This is a genomic window from Blautia glucerasea (genome assembly GCF_020537505.1).
Classification (GTDB): domain Bacteria; phylum Bacillota; class Clostridia; order Lachnospirales; family Lachnospiraceae; genus Blautia_A.
This window is the reverse complement of sequence record NZ_JAJBMO010000004.1, coordinates 172,225-189,634: the sequence shown is the minus strand read 5'-3', so window position 1 is coordinate 189,634 and position 17,410 is coordinate 172,225. Positions and strand designations below refer to the sequence as shown.

15 protein-coding genes and 1 tRNA gene are annotated in these 17,410 nt (G+C 44.5%); 11 read left to right on the top strand and 5 right to left on the bottom strand.

The window, feature by feature from the left end; translation table 11 throughout:
- Positions 1-2,133 carry a glycoside hydrolase family 13 protein gene (locus LIQ05_RS05280; protein ID WP_226819202.1) on the top strand — a complete coding sequence of 711 codons (2,133 nt, stop codon included), beginning with the start codon at positions 1-3 and terminating at the stop codon, positions 2,131-2,133.
- A 394-nt stretch (positions 2,134-2,527) separates the two neighbouring features.
- Here LIQ05_RS05280 and LIQ05_RS05275 read toward each other — a convergent pair.
- Positions 2,528-2,609, bottom strand: a tRNA-Tyr gene (locus LIQ05_RS05275).
- Between the two features lie 204 nt (positions 2,610-2,813).
- Here LIQ05_RS05275 and fba point away from each other — a divergent pair.
- From fba to LIQ05_RS05230, 9 genes are all read left to right on the top strand, one after another.
- Positions 2,814-3,683, top strand: a complete 870-nt coding sequence (gene fba / locus LIQ05_RS05270; RefSeq protein ID WP_118581582.1) for a class II fructose-1,6-bisphosphate aldolase — start codon at positions 2,814-2,816, stop codon at positions 3,681-3,683.
- A gap of 333 nt (positions 3,684-4,016) precedes the next feature.
- The gene (locus LIQ05_RS05265) at positions 4,017-5,294 is read left to right on the top strand and encodes an ABC transporter substrate-binding protein (RefSeq protein ID WP_226819200.1); all 1,278 of its coding nucleotides are present in this window, start codon (positions 4,017-4,019) and stop codon (positions 5,292-5,294) included.
- Positions 5,295-5,487: 193 nt separating this feature from the next.
- On the top strand, positions 5,488-6,342 hold the full coding sequence (locus LIQ05_RS05260) for a carbohydrate ABC transporter permease (RefSeq protein ID WP_226819198.1): 855 nt from the start codon (positions 5,488-5,490) through the stop codon (positions 6,340-6,342).
- Positions 6,342-7,178, top strand: a complete 837-nt coding sequence (locus LIQ05_RS05255; RefSeq protein ID WP_226819196.1) for a carbohydrate ABC transporter permease — start codon at positions 6,342-6,344, stop codon at positions 7,176-7,178. The genes LIQ05_RS05260 and LIQ05_RS05255 overlap by 1 nt, the downstream gene beginning before the upstream one ends.
- 305 nt (positions 7,179-7,483) lie before the next feature.
- Positions 7,484-7,945: a response regulator gene (locus LIQ05_RS05250; protein WP_226819194.1), complete on the top strand. Its 462-nt coding sequence runs from the start codon at positions 7,484-7,486 to the stop codon at positions 7,943-7,945.
- 4 nt (positions 7,946-7,949) lie between these two features.
- Entirely contained in the window at positions 7,950-9,032 is a 1,083-nt protein-coding gene (locus LIQ05_RS05245) for a helix-turn-helix transcriptional regulator (protein WP_226819191.1), read from the top strand.
- Complete coding sequence (locus LIQ05_RS05240; protein WP_226819189.1) at positions 9,004-10,824, top strand: cache domain-containing sensor histidine kinase; 1,821 nt, start codon at positions 9,004-9,006, stop codon at positions 10,822-10,824. The genes LIQ05_RS05245 and LIQ05_RS05240 overlap by 29 nt, the downstream gene beginning before the upstream one ends.
- Positions 10,808-12,655 carry a sugar ABC transporter substrate-binding protein gene (locus LIQ05_RS05235; protein WP_226819188.1) on the top strand — a complete coding sequence of 616 codons (1,848 nt, stop codon included), beginning with the start codon at positions 10,808-10,810 and terminating at the stop codon, positions 12,653-12,655. Before LIQ05_RS05240 ends, LIQ05_RS05235 begins: the two co-directional genes overlap by 17 nt.
- Positions 12,656-12,659: 4 nt before the next feature.
- Positions 12,660-13,562, top strand: coding sequence for a radical SAM protein (locus LIQ05_RS05230; protein ID WP_226819185.1), 903 nt, complete (start codon positions 12,660-12,662; stop codon positions 13,560-13,562).
- Positions 13,563-13,605: 43 nt separating this feature from the next.
- Here LIQ05_RS05230 and LIQ05_RS05225 read toward each other — a convergent pair whose 3' ends face one another.
- From LIQ05_RS05225 to LIQ05_RS05210, 4 genes are all read right to left on the bottom strand, one after another.
- Positions 13,606-14,238 (bottom strand): manganese catalase family protein, encoded by a 633-nt coding sequence (locus tag LIQ05_RS05225; protein WP_226819181.1) that lies wholly within the window; start codon positions 14,236-14,238, stop codon positions 13,606-13,608.
- Between the two features lie 6 nt (positions 14,239-14,244).
- Positions 14,245-14,520, bottom strand: coding sequence for a spore coat protein CotJB (locus tag LIQ05_RS05220; protein ID WP_226819179.1), 276 nt, complete (start codon positions 14,518-14,520; stop codon positions 14,245-14,247).
- The gene (locus LIQ05_RS05215; RefSeq protein WP_226819177.1) at positions 14,517-14,810 is read right to left on the bottom strand and encodes a spore coat associated protein CotJA; all 294 of its coding nucleotides are present in this window, start codon (positions 14,808-14,810) and stop codon (positions 14,517-14,519) included. Before LIQ05_RS05215 ends, LIQ05_RS05220 begins: the two co-directional genes overlap by 4 nt.
- A gap of 93 nt (positions 14,811-14,903) precedes the next feature.
- Positions 14,904-15,554, bottom strand: coding sequence for a restriction endonuclease (locus LIQ05_RS05210; protein WP_226819175.1), 651 nt, complete (start codon positions 15,552-15,554; stop codon positions 14,904-14,906).
- A gap of 486 nt (positions 15,555-16,040) precedes the next feature.
- Here LIQ05_RS05210 and trkA point away from each other — a divergent pair, with 486 nt between their 5' ends.
- Positions 16,041-17,399, top strand: a complete 1,359-nt coding sequence (gene trkA / locus LIQ05_RS05205; RefSeq protein WP_226819173.1) for a Trk system potassium transporter TrkA — start codon at positions 16,041-16,043, stop codon at positions 17,397-17,399.
- Positions 17,400-17,410: the final 11 nt, after the last annotated feature.

Below are 17,410 nucleotides of genomic sequence, written 5' to 3'. Positions count from 1 at the left end.
ATGGATTGTAATAATGCAGATGTGATGAAGAAAATGCAATATATATTAAATATGAGACCGGTTTTGAATACAGAGGCATTGTTCAGCGATGGTTCTGATTATTACCGTAGTCCGTCAAATCCCAAGGCAGGAGACAAAGTCCGGATCCGCTTCCGTACCAAGTGTAATAACGTGGATATGGTTTATCTGGTGTATGATGGCAGGCGTCAGCAGATGGAGCGTGTAGCGAAATCCAATGGATTCGATTATTATGAGACTTCTATTATGATGGGGGAGAAGATCATCCGCTATCATTTTGAGATCACATACGGATGGGTGACCTGTTATTATAATTATCAGGGTGTTTCCATGAACCCGGAGGAACGCCTGGAGTTTGAGATTTATCCGGATTATGACACACCACAGTGGGCGAAGGGTGCAGTTATGTACCAGATTTTTGTAGATCGTTTTTGTAATGGGGATCCGTCTAATGATGTGGAGGACCGGGAGTATTTTTATATTGGGGATATGACTTCCAGGGTGAGAGACTGGGGGAAAGTTCCGGCAGTTATGGGTGTCCGTGAGTTCTACGGCGGTGACCTGCAGGGAATTATGGATAAACTGGATTATCTGCAGGATCTGGGAGTGGATGTTATTTATCTGAATCCGATTTTTGTTTCTCCAAGTAATCATAAGTACGATATTCAGGACTATGAGTATGTGGATCCTCATTACGGCAAAATCGTGGAGGATATGGAGGGCGGCCTACTGAATGAGGGGGACCGTGAGAATGCCCATGCCCAGAAGTTTATTAAGCGTGTGACAGATAAACGGAATCTGGAGGCTAGTAATGAGCTGTTTGCCAAGCTGGTGGAGGAGATTCACAGAAGAGGCATGAAGGTGATCCTGGATGGGGTATTTAACCATTGTGGATCGTTTAACAAATGGATGGACAGGGAGCGGATTTATGAGAATCAGGAGGGGTATCCCAAGGGAGCTTATATTTCTGCGGACAGTCCATATAGATATTACTTTAATTTTTATGATGAAAACCGCTGGCCGTATAATCCGACTTATGATGGCTGGTGGACTCATGATACCTTGCCGAAGTTGAATTACGAGGCTTCCAGGGATCTGTATGATAGGATTCTGGAGATTGGTAAGAAGTGGGTTTCAGCACCATATAACGTAGATGGATGGAGACTGGATGTGGCGGCTGACCTTGGTCACAGCAATGAATTTAACCATCAGTTCTGGAAGGATTTCAGGAAGGCTGTAAAGGAGGCAAATCCAAATGCTATCATTCTGGCAGAGCATTATGGTAATCCGGAGAGCTGGCTGCAGGGGGATGAGTGGGATACGGTTATGAACTACGATGCCTTTATGGAGCCGCTGACCTGGTTCCTTACTGGTATGGAGAAGCACAGTGATGAGTGCAGGGATGACCTTTATGGAAATAGTGATGCGTTTATCGGGGCGATGAAGACGCATATGAGGGCGCTTCATATGTCTGCGCTTTATACTTCTATGAATGAGTTGTCGAATCATGACCATTCCAGGTTCCTGACAAGAACCAACCGTCGTGTGGGACGTATTTCCTATGCAGGGGCGGAGGCTGCTTCTCAGAATATCAATCCTGCTGTAATGCGTGAGGGCGTTGTGGTGCAGATGACATGGCCGGGAGCTCCGACGGTTTATTATGGAGATGAGGCTGGTGTCTGTGGATTTACGGATCCGGATAACAGGAGGACGTATCCCTGGGGCCATGAGGATCAGATGATGATCGCGTTCCATAGAGATATGATCAGGATCCATAAGGAGTATGAGTTCCTTAGCAATGGGTCACTGGTGTTCCTTTGGAATGATTATCAGGGACTTTGTTTTGGTAGATTTTCTCATGATGAGAGGATGATCGTGATTTTGAATAACCGGAATGAGGACCGGGAGGTGGAGATTGAGGTCTGGAAGACGGGAATCAGCAGGCTGAAGGATTCGGTGTTGAAGAGAATTATGCTGTCTTACCGGGACGGATATACCACTGAGGAATATGCGTATACAGCGAAGGCTGGCGTGATCAGGGTGCCGATGCCGGCGTTTGGGGCGATGGTGCTGTATCATAAGTGTGAGAATCCGACTGTTTTTGTGGAAGATTAAGGGACGCCGTGAGGAGGGGCCTATGGGCTGGCGGCCAGAGCTGCGGTTCCGGGATTTTCCATATACGCCTTTTTGCAGGAGGTGGAGCAAACTCGGCCACAGGGTGGCCTCAGACAGTGCTCCACCTCCTGCGCGTATATGGAAAATCCCTGGAATCCTCGCAATGGCCGCCAGCCCATAGGCCCCTCCTCGCGGCTGTGGACTCAAGGCGGAAGGAAAAATGAAAAGTTTGGTATCAGGGCGCTGCGCTGCTGATACGGGGAAACAGGAAATAAAAAACTCCCGAGCGGAATACTCAGGAGTAAATAAAATAGTGGATGGAGAAGGATTCGAACCGCTTTGGCGTATGACAGAAAAACTCCCGAGTATAAAATACTCAGGAGTTAATAAGTAGTGGATGGAGAAGGATTCGAACCTTCGAAGGCATCGCCAGCAGATTTACAGTCTGTCCCCTTTGGCCACTCGGGAATCCATCCGTGAACGAACTTATTATATACAAAGAAGAAGGTTTTTGCAAGATATTTTTTCAGTTTTTTTGATGTTTTGCACGCTCCAGAAGAATGAAAAAAGAATCAATAACTCATTTTTTTTGCAAAGAGGTAGACGAATGGGGAAAAATCTGCTAAACTACAGACAATGGAAATAGTTAAGGTGTTTCCAAAGATAGGAGGAATTTTATCATGTATGAGTTAGTTAATGCAACAGAAATGCTGAAAAAAGCAAAAGCTGGACATTATGCAGTTGGTCAGTTCAATATCAACAACCTTGAGTGGACAAAGGCTATCCTGCTTACAGCACAGGAACTGAACTCTCCAGTTATTCTGGGTGTTTCCGAAGGCGCTGGTAAGTATATGGCTGGTTACAAGACCGTTGTTGGAATGGTTAAAGGTATGATGGAAGAGCAGAAGATCACTGTTCCGGTTGCACTTCACCTGGACCATGGTTCCTATGAAGGATGCCTGAAATGCGTTGAGGCTGGATTCTCATCTATCATGTTCGACGGTTCTCATTACCCGATCGAGGAGAACGTTGCTAAGACTAAAGAGCTGGTTAAGATCACAAGAGAGCATGGAATGTCCTTAGAGGCAGAGGTTGGATCCATCGGTGGTGAGGAAGACGGCGTTATCGGTATGGGCGAGTGCGCAGATCCTAAGGAATGCAAGATGATTGCTGATCTTGGTATCGATTTCCTGGCAGCAGGTATCGGTAACATCCATGGTAAATATCCGGCTAACTGGAAGGGCTTAAGTTTTGAGACTCTGGACGCAATCCAGCAGCTTACAGGCGATATGCCGTTAGTACTTCACGGTGGCACAGGTATTCCTACAGACATGATCAAGAAAGCAATCGACCTTGGAGTTTCCAAGATCAACGTTAACACAGAGTGCCAGCTTTCTTTCGCAGAAGCTACACGTAAATACATCGAGGAAGGCAAAGATCAGCAGGGTAAAGGATATGACCCACGTAAACTTCTTGCACCTGGCTTCGATGCAATCAAGGCTACTGTTAAGGAGAAAATGGAGATCTTCGGATCCGTTGGAAAAGCCTGAATATGATTTTCCTCCGCACATGCGGGAAGAGAGAGGGGACTGCAGTTTGCAGTCCCCTTTTTATAGTTTTGTTAGAGACTGCTTGAAAATGTGACGCACATCCTGCAGAAAGCCTTTTTCAAATACGCTCTAGAACTTGGAGAATATAACAACAAGAAAAGAAAACAGGTTCTCTTTTTTTTATACAAATTGCAGCAAAATATCCATATTCAAATTTTACTCTCTAAAAAAATCAACATGTTTCTTGATTTTTTATCATGGTTTTTTAACAGAAAAATCAGTATTATATAAATATCTTAAGAAACGGTTCTCAAAGAAAAGGAGAGTAAAATTATGAAGATGAGAAAAATCGCAGCAATGGGACTTAGCGCAGTTATGGCAGTTTCTATGGTACCAGCATTACCGGTTATGGCTGATGATGCAGCTGGAAAGGTTTACTACTTAAACTTTAAACCAGAGCAGGATGAAGCATGGCAGAACCTGGCAGCAAAATATACAGAAGAAACAGGAGTTCCGGTAACAGTTGTTACAGCAGCTTCCGGACAGTATGAGACCACACTTCAGTCTGAGATGGCTAAGAGCGATGCTCCTACACTTTTCCAGGTAAACGGACCTGTAGGACTTAAGAACTGGAAGGATTATTGCTATGATCTGTCCGGATCTGATATCTACTCACAGCTTACATCCGATGCTTACACTGTAAAAGACGGTGATGCAGTTGATGGTATCGCATACGTAATCGAGTCCTATGGACTGATCGTAAACAAAACCTTACTGGAAAAAGCTGGTTACACAGTAGATGATATTAAGAGCTTTGATGATCTGAAGAAGGTTGCTGATGACATTCAGGCAAGAAAAGATGAGCTTGGAGTGAAAGGTGCTTTCACAAGTGCTGGTATGGACGGATCCTCTGACTGGAGATTCAAAACACACCTTGCAAACCTTCCAATCTACTATGAGTATCAGGCAGATGGCATCGATGATACAGATGCAATCAAGGGAACATACCTTGACAATTACAAGAACGTATTTGATCTTTATATCACAGATTCTACCTGCGATGGAGCAGAGCTTTCCGCTAAGACAGCAGATGACTCCCGTAACGAGTTCATCAACGGAGATGCAGTATTCTATCAGAATGGTTCCTGGGAATATGGCGAACTGTCCAAGACATACGGCGATGACGAGCTGGCTATGATCCCGATTTACTTCGGTGTTGATGATGAGAACGAAGGCCTTGCAACCGGTACAGAGAACTTCTGGTGTGTAAACAAAGAAGCTTCCGAGGAAGATATCCAGGCAACACTTGATTTCATGAACTGGTGTGTAACTTCTGAGGATGGAACAAAGGCTATGTCAGAAGACATGGGCTTCACAATTCCTTTCAAAACAGCACAGGAGTCCACAAACGTATTTGTAAAACAGGATGCAGAGTATACAGCAGCAGGTCTTACACCTGTATCATGGAACTTCACAACAATGCCATCTGAAGAGTGGAAGAACGGTCTTGGTACAGCACTTACATTATATGCAGCAGGAAGCGGTTCCTGGGATGATGTAGTTTCCGCATTCGTTGACAATTGGGCAACTGAGAAAGCTCTTTCCGAATAATCGTAACAGGTAATAAATTTCTTTCCAACAGCATATAATATGTCAGAAGAAATTCGGGGCATAATATAGAATGGTGAACAGGGTGGGGAGGCGAACTACAGCCTCCCCGTTTTATTGGGAAAATGATGTAGTGTTTTTGGGTGGCGGATAACCTTCCGAAAAGGTGTCATAACAGGAAAAGGAGGAGTGAAAAATGGTAGGAAAATCTCTGAAAAAATGGTGGCCGGTATTTGTCCTGCCAACATTGGCTGCATTTATTATCGGTTTCTTATGGCCGTTTATCTGGGGTATTTATCTTTCATTTTGTAAATTTTCAACTGTAAAAGATGTAGTCTGGGTTGGACTTTCCAACTATCAGAAAATTTTTATCGGTGGTGACTTCAGTCATGCATTCTGGCTGACCGTTGTATTCGCATTTGTTTCCAGTATTCTGATCAATGTGCTGGCATTTTCCATTGCACTGGCTTTGACAAAAGGCTTAAAAGGAACAAACGTGTTCCGTACTGTATTCTTCATGCCGAACCTGATCGGCGGTATTGTACTTGGTTATATCTGGCAGACACTGTTAAACGGTCTGCTTTCCATGTGGGGACAGCCTCTTTTAAAGCTGTCTGCAACAAATGGTTTTATTGGAATGATCATCCTGTTGTTATGGCAGCAGATTGGATATATGATGATCATTTATGTAGCTGGTCTTAATAACGTATCTCCGGATCTGATTGAGGCCGCACAGATTGATGGCGCAACCGCATCACAGATCCTGTTTAAAATCAAGATTCCGATGATCATGCCATCTGTTACAATTTGTACATTCCTTACTCTTACAAACGGATTCAAGATGTTCGACCAGAACCTTTCCCTTACAGGCGGAGATCCTGGAAAACAGTCACAGTTACTGGCACTGAATATTTACGATACATTCTACGGACGAAGCGGCCCTGCATGGAAGGGTATCGGCCAGGCAAAAGCTGTTGTATTCTTTGTACTGGTTGTTGTGATCGCATTGATCCAGCTTCGTGCAACATCATCTAAGGAGGTGCAGGCATAATGGCAGATAAGAAAAAAAGTATTATCCCAACTATAATTCTTTCCATAATTTCAATTATCTGGATCTACCCGATTGTTATGATCCTGTTTAACTCTTTAAAAGTGGAGTCTGCAATCACTACATCTGGTGTATTCCAGCTTCCTACAGCTGAGACCTGGAACGGAATCCAGAACTTTGTAGCCAGCGTTACACAGATGGATTTCCTGAAATCCTTCTGGTACAGTCTTGCGATCTCTGTAATGTCCGTTGCTCTGATCCTGCTTTGCTGTTCCATGTGCGCATGGTACATTGTGCGTGTAAACGGTTTGCTTTCCAAGGTTCTGTATTACCTTTGTGTATTCAGTATGGTTGTTCCTTTCCAGATGGTTATGTTTACCCTGGCAAAGACAGCGGATACTTTGAAGCTGAATAATCCATATACCATCTGTATTGTATACCTTGGATTTGGTGCAGGACTTGCAGTATTCATGTTTACCGGTTTTGTAAAGGGAAGCCCTCTGGAAATCGAGGAAGCTGCCATGATCGACGGATGCAGCCCTCTGCAGGTTTACTTTAAAATCCTGATGCCAATCCTGAAACCAACCATCATCTCTACTGCAATCCTGGAGCTGATGTGGGTATGGAACGATTATCTTCTTCCAACACTGGTTCTGGATATTAAGAAGTATAAAACAATCCCAATGGCAATCCAGTACTTCCGTGGAAGCTATGGTCATGTACAGATGGGACCGATGATGGCAAGTATTATGATCGACATTATCCCGATCATTGTTGTATATCTGGTTTGCCAGAAGTATATTATCGAGGGAGTTGTTGCTGGTGCAGTTAAGGGTTGATTCCTTTGGGTAAAAGAACGGTTTTTACCTGAGAAATTTGGAGATTATTCCCTTTTCAATATGATACCTGGATGTTAAAATAAAGATAGTTCTTTGCAGAAATGCGAGGGGCTATCTTTATCTTTATATAAGACCTCATGTGCGCCAGACAGAAAAATAGTTACTGTTCACTCCGTGACCAGTAACAAAAATGAGACAGAAGCAACAGGCGGTATGAGATTTTGACTTTTTCTGACAGACGGACATAAATGATAGTTGGAAGAGATGTCCTGGTATTAAATATAATAAAAGATCGGAGTCCCAATATGTACAGAGTTTTGATAACAGACGATGAGAAAATTGAGCGGGAGGGAATTAAATTCCTTCTGGCACAGGAAGAGGGAGAATACGAGATCCATGAGGCTGCCAATGGCAGGCAGGCACTGAATGTATTGCGAAGTAAAGAAATTGATTTTCTTTTAACAGACATAAAAATGCCTCATATGGACGGTCTGGAGCTGGCTGGAAAGGCCAGAGAAGAGTATCCCAATCTTCCAATCGTAATTTTTAGTGGATATAGTGATTTTGCTTTTGCCCAGGAAGCCATGCACTATGGAGTGAATGATTATGTGCTGAAGCCGGTTGATCCGGATACCTTCCATAAAAAAAACTATCGTGAAAGTAAAAGCAGAGCTCCAAAGTATCCGATCTCAGAAGCAGAAGGAAGAGAAGGGGAAGAATTTCCTTCTTCAGTATTTTCTTCAGACTTACCTGTATTCTGGAAATGAAGAAGTGTTGAAAAAGGCTGGGGAGATTTTGGATGAATCTAACTGGGAGCAATGGCACTGTGCGATTCTCATCGAATCAGATAAAGCATTTTTTGACAATGTTCCAGATAATATTGATGAGGAACTGATGCAGGGATTGCACCGGAATTTCTTTTACCTGAATCTGAATACCAGACAGTCTGTGTTGTTTTTTTCGGATGTGTATTGCGATTATCAGCTGGTTGCCAAGCATTTATATGACCTTTTGAAGCAGAATTACTCTGCAAGTTTTCATCTTGCAGTGAGCAGTCAGTTTGAAGGGCATGAGGCGCTGCCTAAAATCATGTCCCAGCTGGAGCAGACCATGGAGGAGAAATTTTATCATCCAGATGTGCATGTATTTAATAATGAGGCCTCTGACAGCCAGCCGGTGAATGCGGAGACGCAGGATTCCCGTCTGATGGAGAAGATTTCCGAAGACATTTCCCGCAAAGATGTGGAGCAGCTGAAGAAGCATTTTGAGTGTCTGGTGAAGAAATATGAGAATGATACCCGTTTCTCTGCCATGTACGTGAAATTTGTTTTTTCCAATGTGATCCAGGAGCTTTTCCAGGAGAACCAGTTCTCTGAGGAACGGAAGCTGGACCATGAGGTGGAGAGGCTCTATGGCTGTACGAATCTGAAACAGATCCTAGCAATTACCCAGGAGAATATTAAGGAGTATGAGGAGTTCCTGGAGCGTTCCATGAGTAGTTCCAGAGACGAGGTGGCTTCTGTAAAGAATTATATTTATCAGCATTATGCGGAGGATTTAAGTCTTGAGACTTTGGCGGAGAAGGTGTACCTGTCCTCTGGTTATCTCAGCTTTATTTTCAAAAAAGAGACTGGCATGAACCTGAACCGTTTTATCCGTGTGGTCCGCATGGAGAAGGCGAGGGAGCTTTTGTGCAGCTCCAATATGAAGGTGGCACAAGTCAGTGAACAGGTAGGAATCCCGAATGTTTCTTATTTCTGCAGAAGTTTCAGGGAGTATTACGGAAGCAGCCCGGAGTCCTACCGGAAAGGAACCGGTGAAGAGGATGAGAATACCGGCAGCCATAAAGAATAAATTTAAGAATATGAAATATCGTCACAAGCTGACCATTCTTCTTGTGACAGCCAGCCTGGTTCCGATGATCCTGCTTGTGTGGTACAGTCACGGCCGCATGAGCAGTCTGCTCCGGGAAAAAGAGATGGAGGATATGTCTTCCATCCTTGAGCAGACCGGAGAGGGAATCGACAGTCAGATCGAGGTTTTTTCCAGTCTTCTGAATTATCTCACTTATTCCCCGGATATTGAGGAGTTGATTGCAGAGAAAAATATGGATAATTATTACGCTTATAAGAAGTATACGGAAGTTGCGGATCCTCTTTTGTCTGTGCCAAAAGCCTATCATGATGCCATTACACAGATCCAGCTGTTTGCGGACAGTATTAAGGTTCGCCATGAGTATACACTTGTGCCTTTGTCTGAGGTGGATAAGGAATGGTGGTATGACGAGCTGGCGGAGGATGTGTCTGTACAGTGGGTGGTAGATAAGGAAAAGCCGGAAATTGCAGCTGTAAGACGGATCTACCATGGAAAAGAGCAGACAGCGGTTCTTTGTATTACACTGGATTATAATAAGATTTTTCAGCCTTTTGAGAATATTATCTCCGAAGAATCCGGGGGAATGATCCTGGATAAAGGAGGAAATGTGCTGTTTCAGAAGGAAATGCTGGGCAAAAAGGAAGAAAAGGATTCGGGAGAGGCTGTCTCCAGGGAATTTCTGGAGTCTAGGCAGAGAGATTATGCTTTTGTAAACCGGAAGAACGCGGCTTGTGGATGGATTTTTTATCTGTATAAGCTGCAATCAGCAGTGGACAGCTCTGTGTCAGGAATCCTGGTCAGCGAGATCCCACTGATTGCGGCCTGTGTAGCTATTATTCTGGCACTGGGACTTTCTTTTTCCAGGATTTTTACCAGAAAAATCGAGGAGCTCACAGACAACATGAACCAGGTGAACCAGGGCAGCCGTATGGTTACGGTGGACAGCGATGCCGGGGATGAAATCGGTCTTCTGGTGCGCAGCTTCCGAAGGATGATGGATGAGATCAACCGTCTGATCCATGAGGTTTATGAGAATAAGATCGCGCTGAAGGAGTTTGAACTGAAGGCACTGACTGCCCAGATCAACCCACATTTCCTGTATAATTCCCTATCTGTTATCAATTGGATGGCTATTCGGAGCAACCAGAGGGAAATCAGTAAGGTTACGTTGTCCTTATCCATGTTTTACCGGACTGCTTTAAGTAAGGGGCAGGACATGGTTACCGTGGACAACTGTATTCAGAATATTAAGGCGTATCTGGATATCCAGCTTGTCATGCATGACAATGATTTTCAGGTGATCTGGGACATTGATCCAGAAGTGAAAGGAGATATTGTGCCCAAACTGCTACTGCAGCCGGTAGTGGAGAATGCCCTGGAGCATGGACTGGACATGAAAGAAGAAGGAGAGAAGATTCTGAGATTGTTTTTGGTAAAGGACGGTGAGGATGTGCTTCTTGCTGTGGAGGATAACGGACCAGGAATGGAACAGGAAGAGGCAGATAAGCTGGTGACTTACAAGGCTTCCGGATATGGTCTTAAAAATGTCAATGACAGAATGCAGCTTCTTTATGGGATGGAGTATGGAATCAAGGTGTTTAGCCAGATTGATCAAGGAACCAGGGTAGAAATGAGAATTCCAAGAGAAAAAGCGGATGAAGAGGCTGTGGCAGCCGGAGAGTTTTCTGCGAAAAAGTTTTTGCAGGACCCGGAAGGAGCCTCAGGGGACGCAACAGGAAAGAAAGGTGGAAAAAGTGAAGAAAAAAAATAGAATTCTTGTATTGGGACTGACTTTTTCCATGGTGATTTCGTCTGGTTCATTGACAGGCTGTGACAGCGCAGCTGGAAGTATGGGGAAAGAGACAGCTGGTGTGGAATATGAAGAGGCAGATAATAAGTCTTCTGAGACATTAAGCAGTGATTCCGGAATCAATGCAGCTGACACAGGCATTGCAGGCGATGAGACGGAAAAGACAGCAGAAAACAGAACTGATGCAGGGAAAAGTACAGAAACGGAAGAATCCCAGACGGATAATTCTACAGATAGCGGATTGTGGAAAAAGGCTTCCACAACTCCGTATGGAAAGTACCCGGAGCTTGTGACCTATACTTTGGGACAGATGAGCGGTGCCAATAATTCCAATCTTCCAGCAGGAAATACCTACGAAGACAGCGCTTATACCAGATATGTGAAGGAGATTCTGAATGTGCAGAATGAAAATGCCTATATGGAGCGGGAGGATCGTTATGACGAGTATGTGAATGTGCTGGTAAACGATCACACTTTGCCAGATGTACTGGTGGTTTCGGATCGGGAGACTTTGAATATTCTTGTGGAAAATGATATGGTGGAGGATCTGACTGATGTTTATGCAAACTGTACCTCTCCGAGAATCAAGGCCATGTACAACAGCTATGGTCCCCAGCTTCTTGGTGCAGGAACCTTCGATGGCAGGCTGATGGCGCTTCCGGAGGCAGTGATCGACCATGGACCCTGCCTTTTGTGGCTGCGGAAGGACTGGATGGATCAGCTGGGACTTTCTGAGCCGGAGACTCTGGAAGAGGCTATGGATATCATCCAGGCCTTTCAGGAGAACCGGATGGGAGCTGAAGATGGGGAAGATCCTGTAGGACTTGTGTGTGATACCAATTTTGTGTCTACTACCAGTCAGAATTATTCGGTAGAGCCTGTTTTTGAGAAATTTTATTCCTACCCGAGAAGATGGATCAAGGATGAAAATGGGGAGATTGTTTACGGTTCCCTGACAGAGGAAACCAGGTCGGCAGTTGCTTATTTACGGGAGCTGTATGAAAGGGGAATTCTGGATCAGAATTTTGCCCTGCGTGCACAGAATAATCTCCGTGACCTGGTGGTGGAAGGAAAATGCGGGGCGTTTTTCGGACTTTGGTGGGCACCGAACAATCCGCTTATGGACGAGATCGAGAATGATCCGGAAGCAGACTGGGAGCCATATTATCTCACAGCTGATTATCAGGAAAAGGATAATGTGTATGCTTCTTTTCGGGATAACAAGTATGTGGTGGTTCGAAAAGGCTACGAGCATCCGGAAATCGTGATGAAGATCATCAGTGTGCTATTTGATTACAGCCGTTTTGATGATGTGGAGAATGCGGACGAGATCAACAGTTATTTTGCCCTGAATGTAGATCCAACAGCCAGACCGCTGGTAATTAATGTGGATTATAATGAGGCAATTTATAATGTAACCAAGGATATCCGAAGGGTGATGTCCGGCAAACAGAAGGAGAGTAATTTAAGTGCTCTGGAGAAGTCTTATTACGACGCCTGCATGAAGTACCTGAGTGGGGAAAATGTTACCGTGGAGGACTGGGCGGCGTATAAGTCCAGGATTTCCGCAGTGGGCGTGCTGGTAGATGGTCACTATAATCCGGTGCGGCGCCAGTATCTGGTGGACTCTGATGGGGAGATCCCGAATATGCTGGCAACTTTGGAGAAGAATGCTTTTATCCAGATGATCATGGGGGAGCAGTCTATGGATTATTTTGATACCTTTGTGGAAGAGTGGTATGAGCAGGGAGGACAGGAACTGACACAGAAGATCAGAGAGGAGAATTCGTGATTTTATGTTTGAGGAATTGTTGAAAAACTGCACCTTATGTCCCCGAAATTGTAAAGTGAACCGTCTGGAAGGCAGGCAGGGATATTGTGGCATGGACAGCACCATAAGGGCTGCCCGTGCCGCTCTTCATATGTGGGAGGAGCCCTGTATCTCAGGGGAAAAAGGATCTGGAGCTGTATTTTTCTCTGGCTGTGGCCTTCGGTGCTCCTTCTGTCAGAACCGGGACATTGCCATTGGAGATTCAGGAAAAGAAATCACAGTGGAGCGGCTTGCCGAAATTTTCCTGGAATTGCAGGGAAAGGGGGCGGCGAATCTGAATCTGGTTACCGGGGCCCATTATGTACCGCAGATTATTTGTGCGCTGGAACTGGCCAGGGGAAAAGGTTTGGGGCTTCCGGTGGTATATAATTCCAGTGGCTATGAGAATGTGAAAACAATCCGTATGCTGGAGGGGTATGTGGATGTATATCTGCCAGATCTGAAATATATGGAGCCTGAGCTGGCAGCTGCTTTTTCCCATGCAGAGGATTATCCCAGGGCAGCACAGGCTGCAATCGCAGAAATGATACGCCAGACTGGACCGTGTCAGTTTGGGGAGGATGGCTATATCCGCCGTGGAACCATTGTCCGCCACCTTATTTTGCCAGGCCACACGAAAAATTCCATTGCGGTGTTGAAATATCTGCACCAGACTTATGGGGAGGATATTTTTATCAGTGTGATGAATCAGTTTACACCTGTCTGGAAAAATGAAAAGTATCCGGAACTGAACCGGAAAGTAACCTGGCGAGAGTACGAAAAAGTCCTGAACGCTGCTGTAGAGTTCGGAATCGGGAACGGCTACTTCCAGGAAGGGGAGACCGCGAAGGAGAGCTTTATACCGGCGTTTGATTATGAGGGAGTATAGCACCGCCTAGTACAATCGCTGGGCAGTGCTATACTGTGTATAGCTATCTTGCTTCCGGTGCACAGCCTGCAGTGCACGGATTATCAAAGCTTGGATTGAAGGCGTAGAAGTTCTTGGAATCCAACTGTTCCTGGATGGAACGGAGAGCTTCACCGAAACGCTGGAAGTGTACTACTTCCCTTGCTCGTAGGAAGCGGATCGGGTCAGCAATTTCGGGGATATTCCGCACTACGCGGAGGATATTGTCGTAAGTGGAGCGTGCCTTCTGTTCGGCAGCAAGATCTTCAAACAGATCCGTGACCGGATCCCCCTTACTCTGGAATTCGCATGCATTAAAAGGAATTCCTCCTGCCGCCTGTGGCCACACGCCGACCGTATGGTCAATATAATATGATCCAAGCCCGGAATTCTCGATTTCCTCCATGGTGAGGTTACGGGTAAGCTGATGAACCATAGTGGAAACCATTTCCAGGTGAGAAAGTTCTTCGGTGGCTATATCTGTTAATACAGCAGTAGATGCGCGGTTTGGCATTGTATAACGCTGTGAGATATAACGCATAGCTGCGCTGATCTCACCGTCGGGGCCGCCATATTGACTTAAAATGAACTGTGCCAGCTTCGCATTCGGTGTTGTGATATTGATGGGATACTGCAATCTTTTTTCATAGTTCCACATAAACTGTCACGCTCCTTCCTTTTCCCATGGGAATGGCTGCTGGGACCAGTTCCATAATTTTTCGCTGCTTACTGCTGCATCATCGATGGTCAATGGACCATATTTCTCGGCATATTCCGCCATCAACTTGTTGCGGCGGTCTGAAGCCTCGGCAAAATAGCGCAATGCTTTTTCATCCTCTGGATGCGTATCCAGATATAGGATCATATCGTTGACCGCGAAACTAACTTCATTGATCTGCTGTAAGAGACAGCATTTGGGGGACATCTGATTCCTCATCATCTGCACACACCTCTCTTTCCACAGAATGGTTTGCAAAGCTGTGGGAAAATAGTGCCCACAGACAGGGCATAGTCAAGGTCATAGGCGGAAGTAAACTGCTGATATGGCGCATAGGCCATGGCTGGCGTCAGGTGTTTCAAATGTTCATACATATTATCTGCGTTTGCTGAAGCAGATTTGGAACAAGGGCAGTCTTGTGCTCTGGAAATTGCAGAATTACAGGAATTCATCATCCCACAGGTTCTATTATAAGGGCGGCAGCCCGAACGGTTCATCTGATAATTTTCCATAAACAAATCCTTTCAGGTTTTATCAAAGCTTTCTTTTTATTTTATGTAAAAACATATAAATGTGTTTATAGAAGTATTTGTATTTTCTTCAGATCAAGGTTTCGGTTTCAGCAAATATACATGCACAAAATAAATCAGTGCCGGTATCAGAAAGGTAAGATTCATACCACCCACCAGGAATGAGGGGATGGTATCACCAGTCTGGGTAAATCCAAGAAAAAGGTATAATGCTCCAGTAAAAGCGCTTACTGCCCAGTTCCCCCAGCCAAGCCATCCCAGCAGTCCGGCGAGAATCAGGGTAAGCTCCCGGTAATACTGCATATAAGCATCGGAAGAAAAGGGAAAAACATTTCTTAACAAATAGCAGCCAAAGAGAATCCCCAGAATATTCATGGCTCGCATAGCTTCAAAAATCAGGCTGGTGCTCTTTAACATAGAGCAGTTGTCCCATAATTTCACATCCAGCTTGTTGGCCGCACTGATTGCAGCCTTGGTAAAAGTACCGTTGGTCATAACAATACATCGGTCACAATCGTAATATTTGCCGCCGGCATAGACCTCCTGCACCGCCTTATTCCCTACCGGATAAGAATAATATTTACACTGGACTGCATATTTGGAAAATCTTTTATAAGCAATGATGTCAACGCCCTGGTCGCCGCTTTTTTTTGTGACTTCTACATGGTGAAAGCCCTTCCGTCGCAGCATTCTGGCGCATTTGTATTCAAATTTATGTCCGTTCATCTGGTAAAATCCTTTATGTAGATTTGGTCTTTTGTTCTTTTTCACAAAAATAGTAAAGACTGTTTCACGATTTTTTCAAAAGTATTTCACACTTTTATCACAATTGTTTCGTATATTATTACCTGTAGAAAGCACCAAGTCTTTCTTAATTTAATATTTTTCTTTTTCATACGCGCCGGTGCGAAAGCACCGGCCTCCTTCCATTTCTGGTAAATTTTATCCATGGTCAAAGAGATATAACGAAAACGATATTTATTTTGTACAGGAGTATTGTACTACATAAATATAAAAAAGTAAACACCTGTTCGGATGATGCGGGATTGCTGACATGAAAATGGGAAAAAAGCCATACATACTGTAAGAAAATGACTATTTCCAAAAGCATACAGTAGTGTTATAATAGCACTGTTTACAATGTTAGGGGCAGACTCACCTTTTTGTCTGTGGCCTGACATTTTCCTATTATTTATACATTTTGGAGGAGTTATGCGAATTATAATTGTTGGGTGCGGAAAAGTTGGACGTACCCTTGCAGAGCAGCTTCAGGAAGAGGATACTGACATAACCCTGATCGATATCAATGCAGACAGGATTAATGAGATTATAGACGAAGTAGATGCCATGGGTGTTGTGGGAAACGGCGCCAGCATTAATACTCTTATGGAAGCAGGAATTGAGACTGCGGATATTCTGATCGCAGTTACAGTCTCAGATGAGATGAACCTTTTGTGCTGTCTCATCGCTCAGAAGACAGGACACTGCCACACTATCGCCCGTGTGCGTAATCCAATTTACAGCAAGGAGATTGGATTTATCAAGGAGCGTCTGGGTGTGACGATGATCATCAATCCAGAACTGGCAGCAGCACAGGAGATTTCCAGGCTTCTGCGTTTTCCATCTGCCATCAAGATCGATACCTTTGCAAGAGGTAAGGTAGAGCTTCTGAAATTTAAAGTAATGCCGGAATTTGATCTGGATGGAAAGAGCATACAGCAGATCACCGAGCATTTCCGCTGTGACATTCTTTTCTGTGCCATTGAAGGAAAAGATTTTACCACTATTCCAGGCGGTACCAATATGATCCGCAACGGAGACGTGGTGTCGATTCTTGCTACCCCACAGAATGCAGCTGCTTTCTTTAAAAAAATCGGCCTGAAGACCCATCAGGTAAAGAATACTGTGATCGTAGGCGGTGGCACTATTTCTTATTATCTTGCCAAGGCACTGCTGGCTATGAAGATTAAAGTTAAGATCATTGAGAAAGATAAGAACCGTTGCGAATTCTTAAGCGAAGAGCTTGCAGGTGCCACTATTATCAATGGTGACGGCACAGACCGTTCCCTTCTTTTAGAAGAGGGGCTGGAGAATGCTGAGTCCTTTGTAACTTTGACCAATATGGACGAGGAGAATATTTTCCTCTCCCTTTTTGCAAAGACCATTTCAAATGCCAAGCTGGTTGCCAAGGTAAACAGACTTGCCTATGACGACATTATTGACAGTCTGGACATTGGAAGCGTGATTTATCCGAAATACATTACTGCGGATTATATTTTGCAGTATGTAAGGGCAACCCAGAATTCCATTGGAAGCAATGTGGAAACATTGTATCACATTCTGGATGGCAAAGCCGAGGCACTGGAATTTAAGATCTGCGATAATTCATCTATTATAGGAAAAACACTGTCAGAGCTGAATCTGAAGAAGAATCTTCTGGTTGGATGTCTTTACCGGGATGGCAATGTTCGTATTCCACGTGGACATGATACCCTGGAGATCGGTGACAGAGTTGTAATTGTTACCACAAACAAAGGTCTTCGCGATATCAACGATATACTTGAGAAATAAAGGAGTCCGGA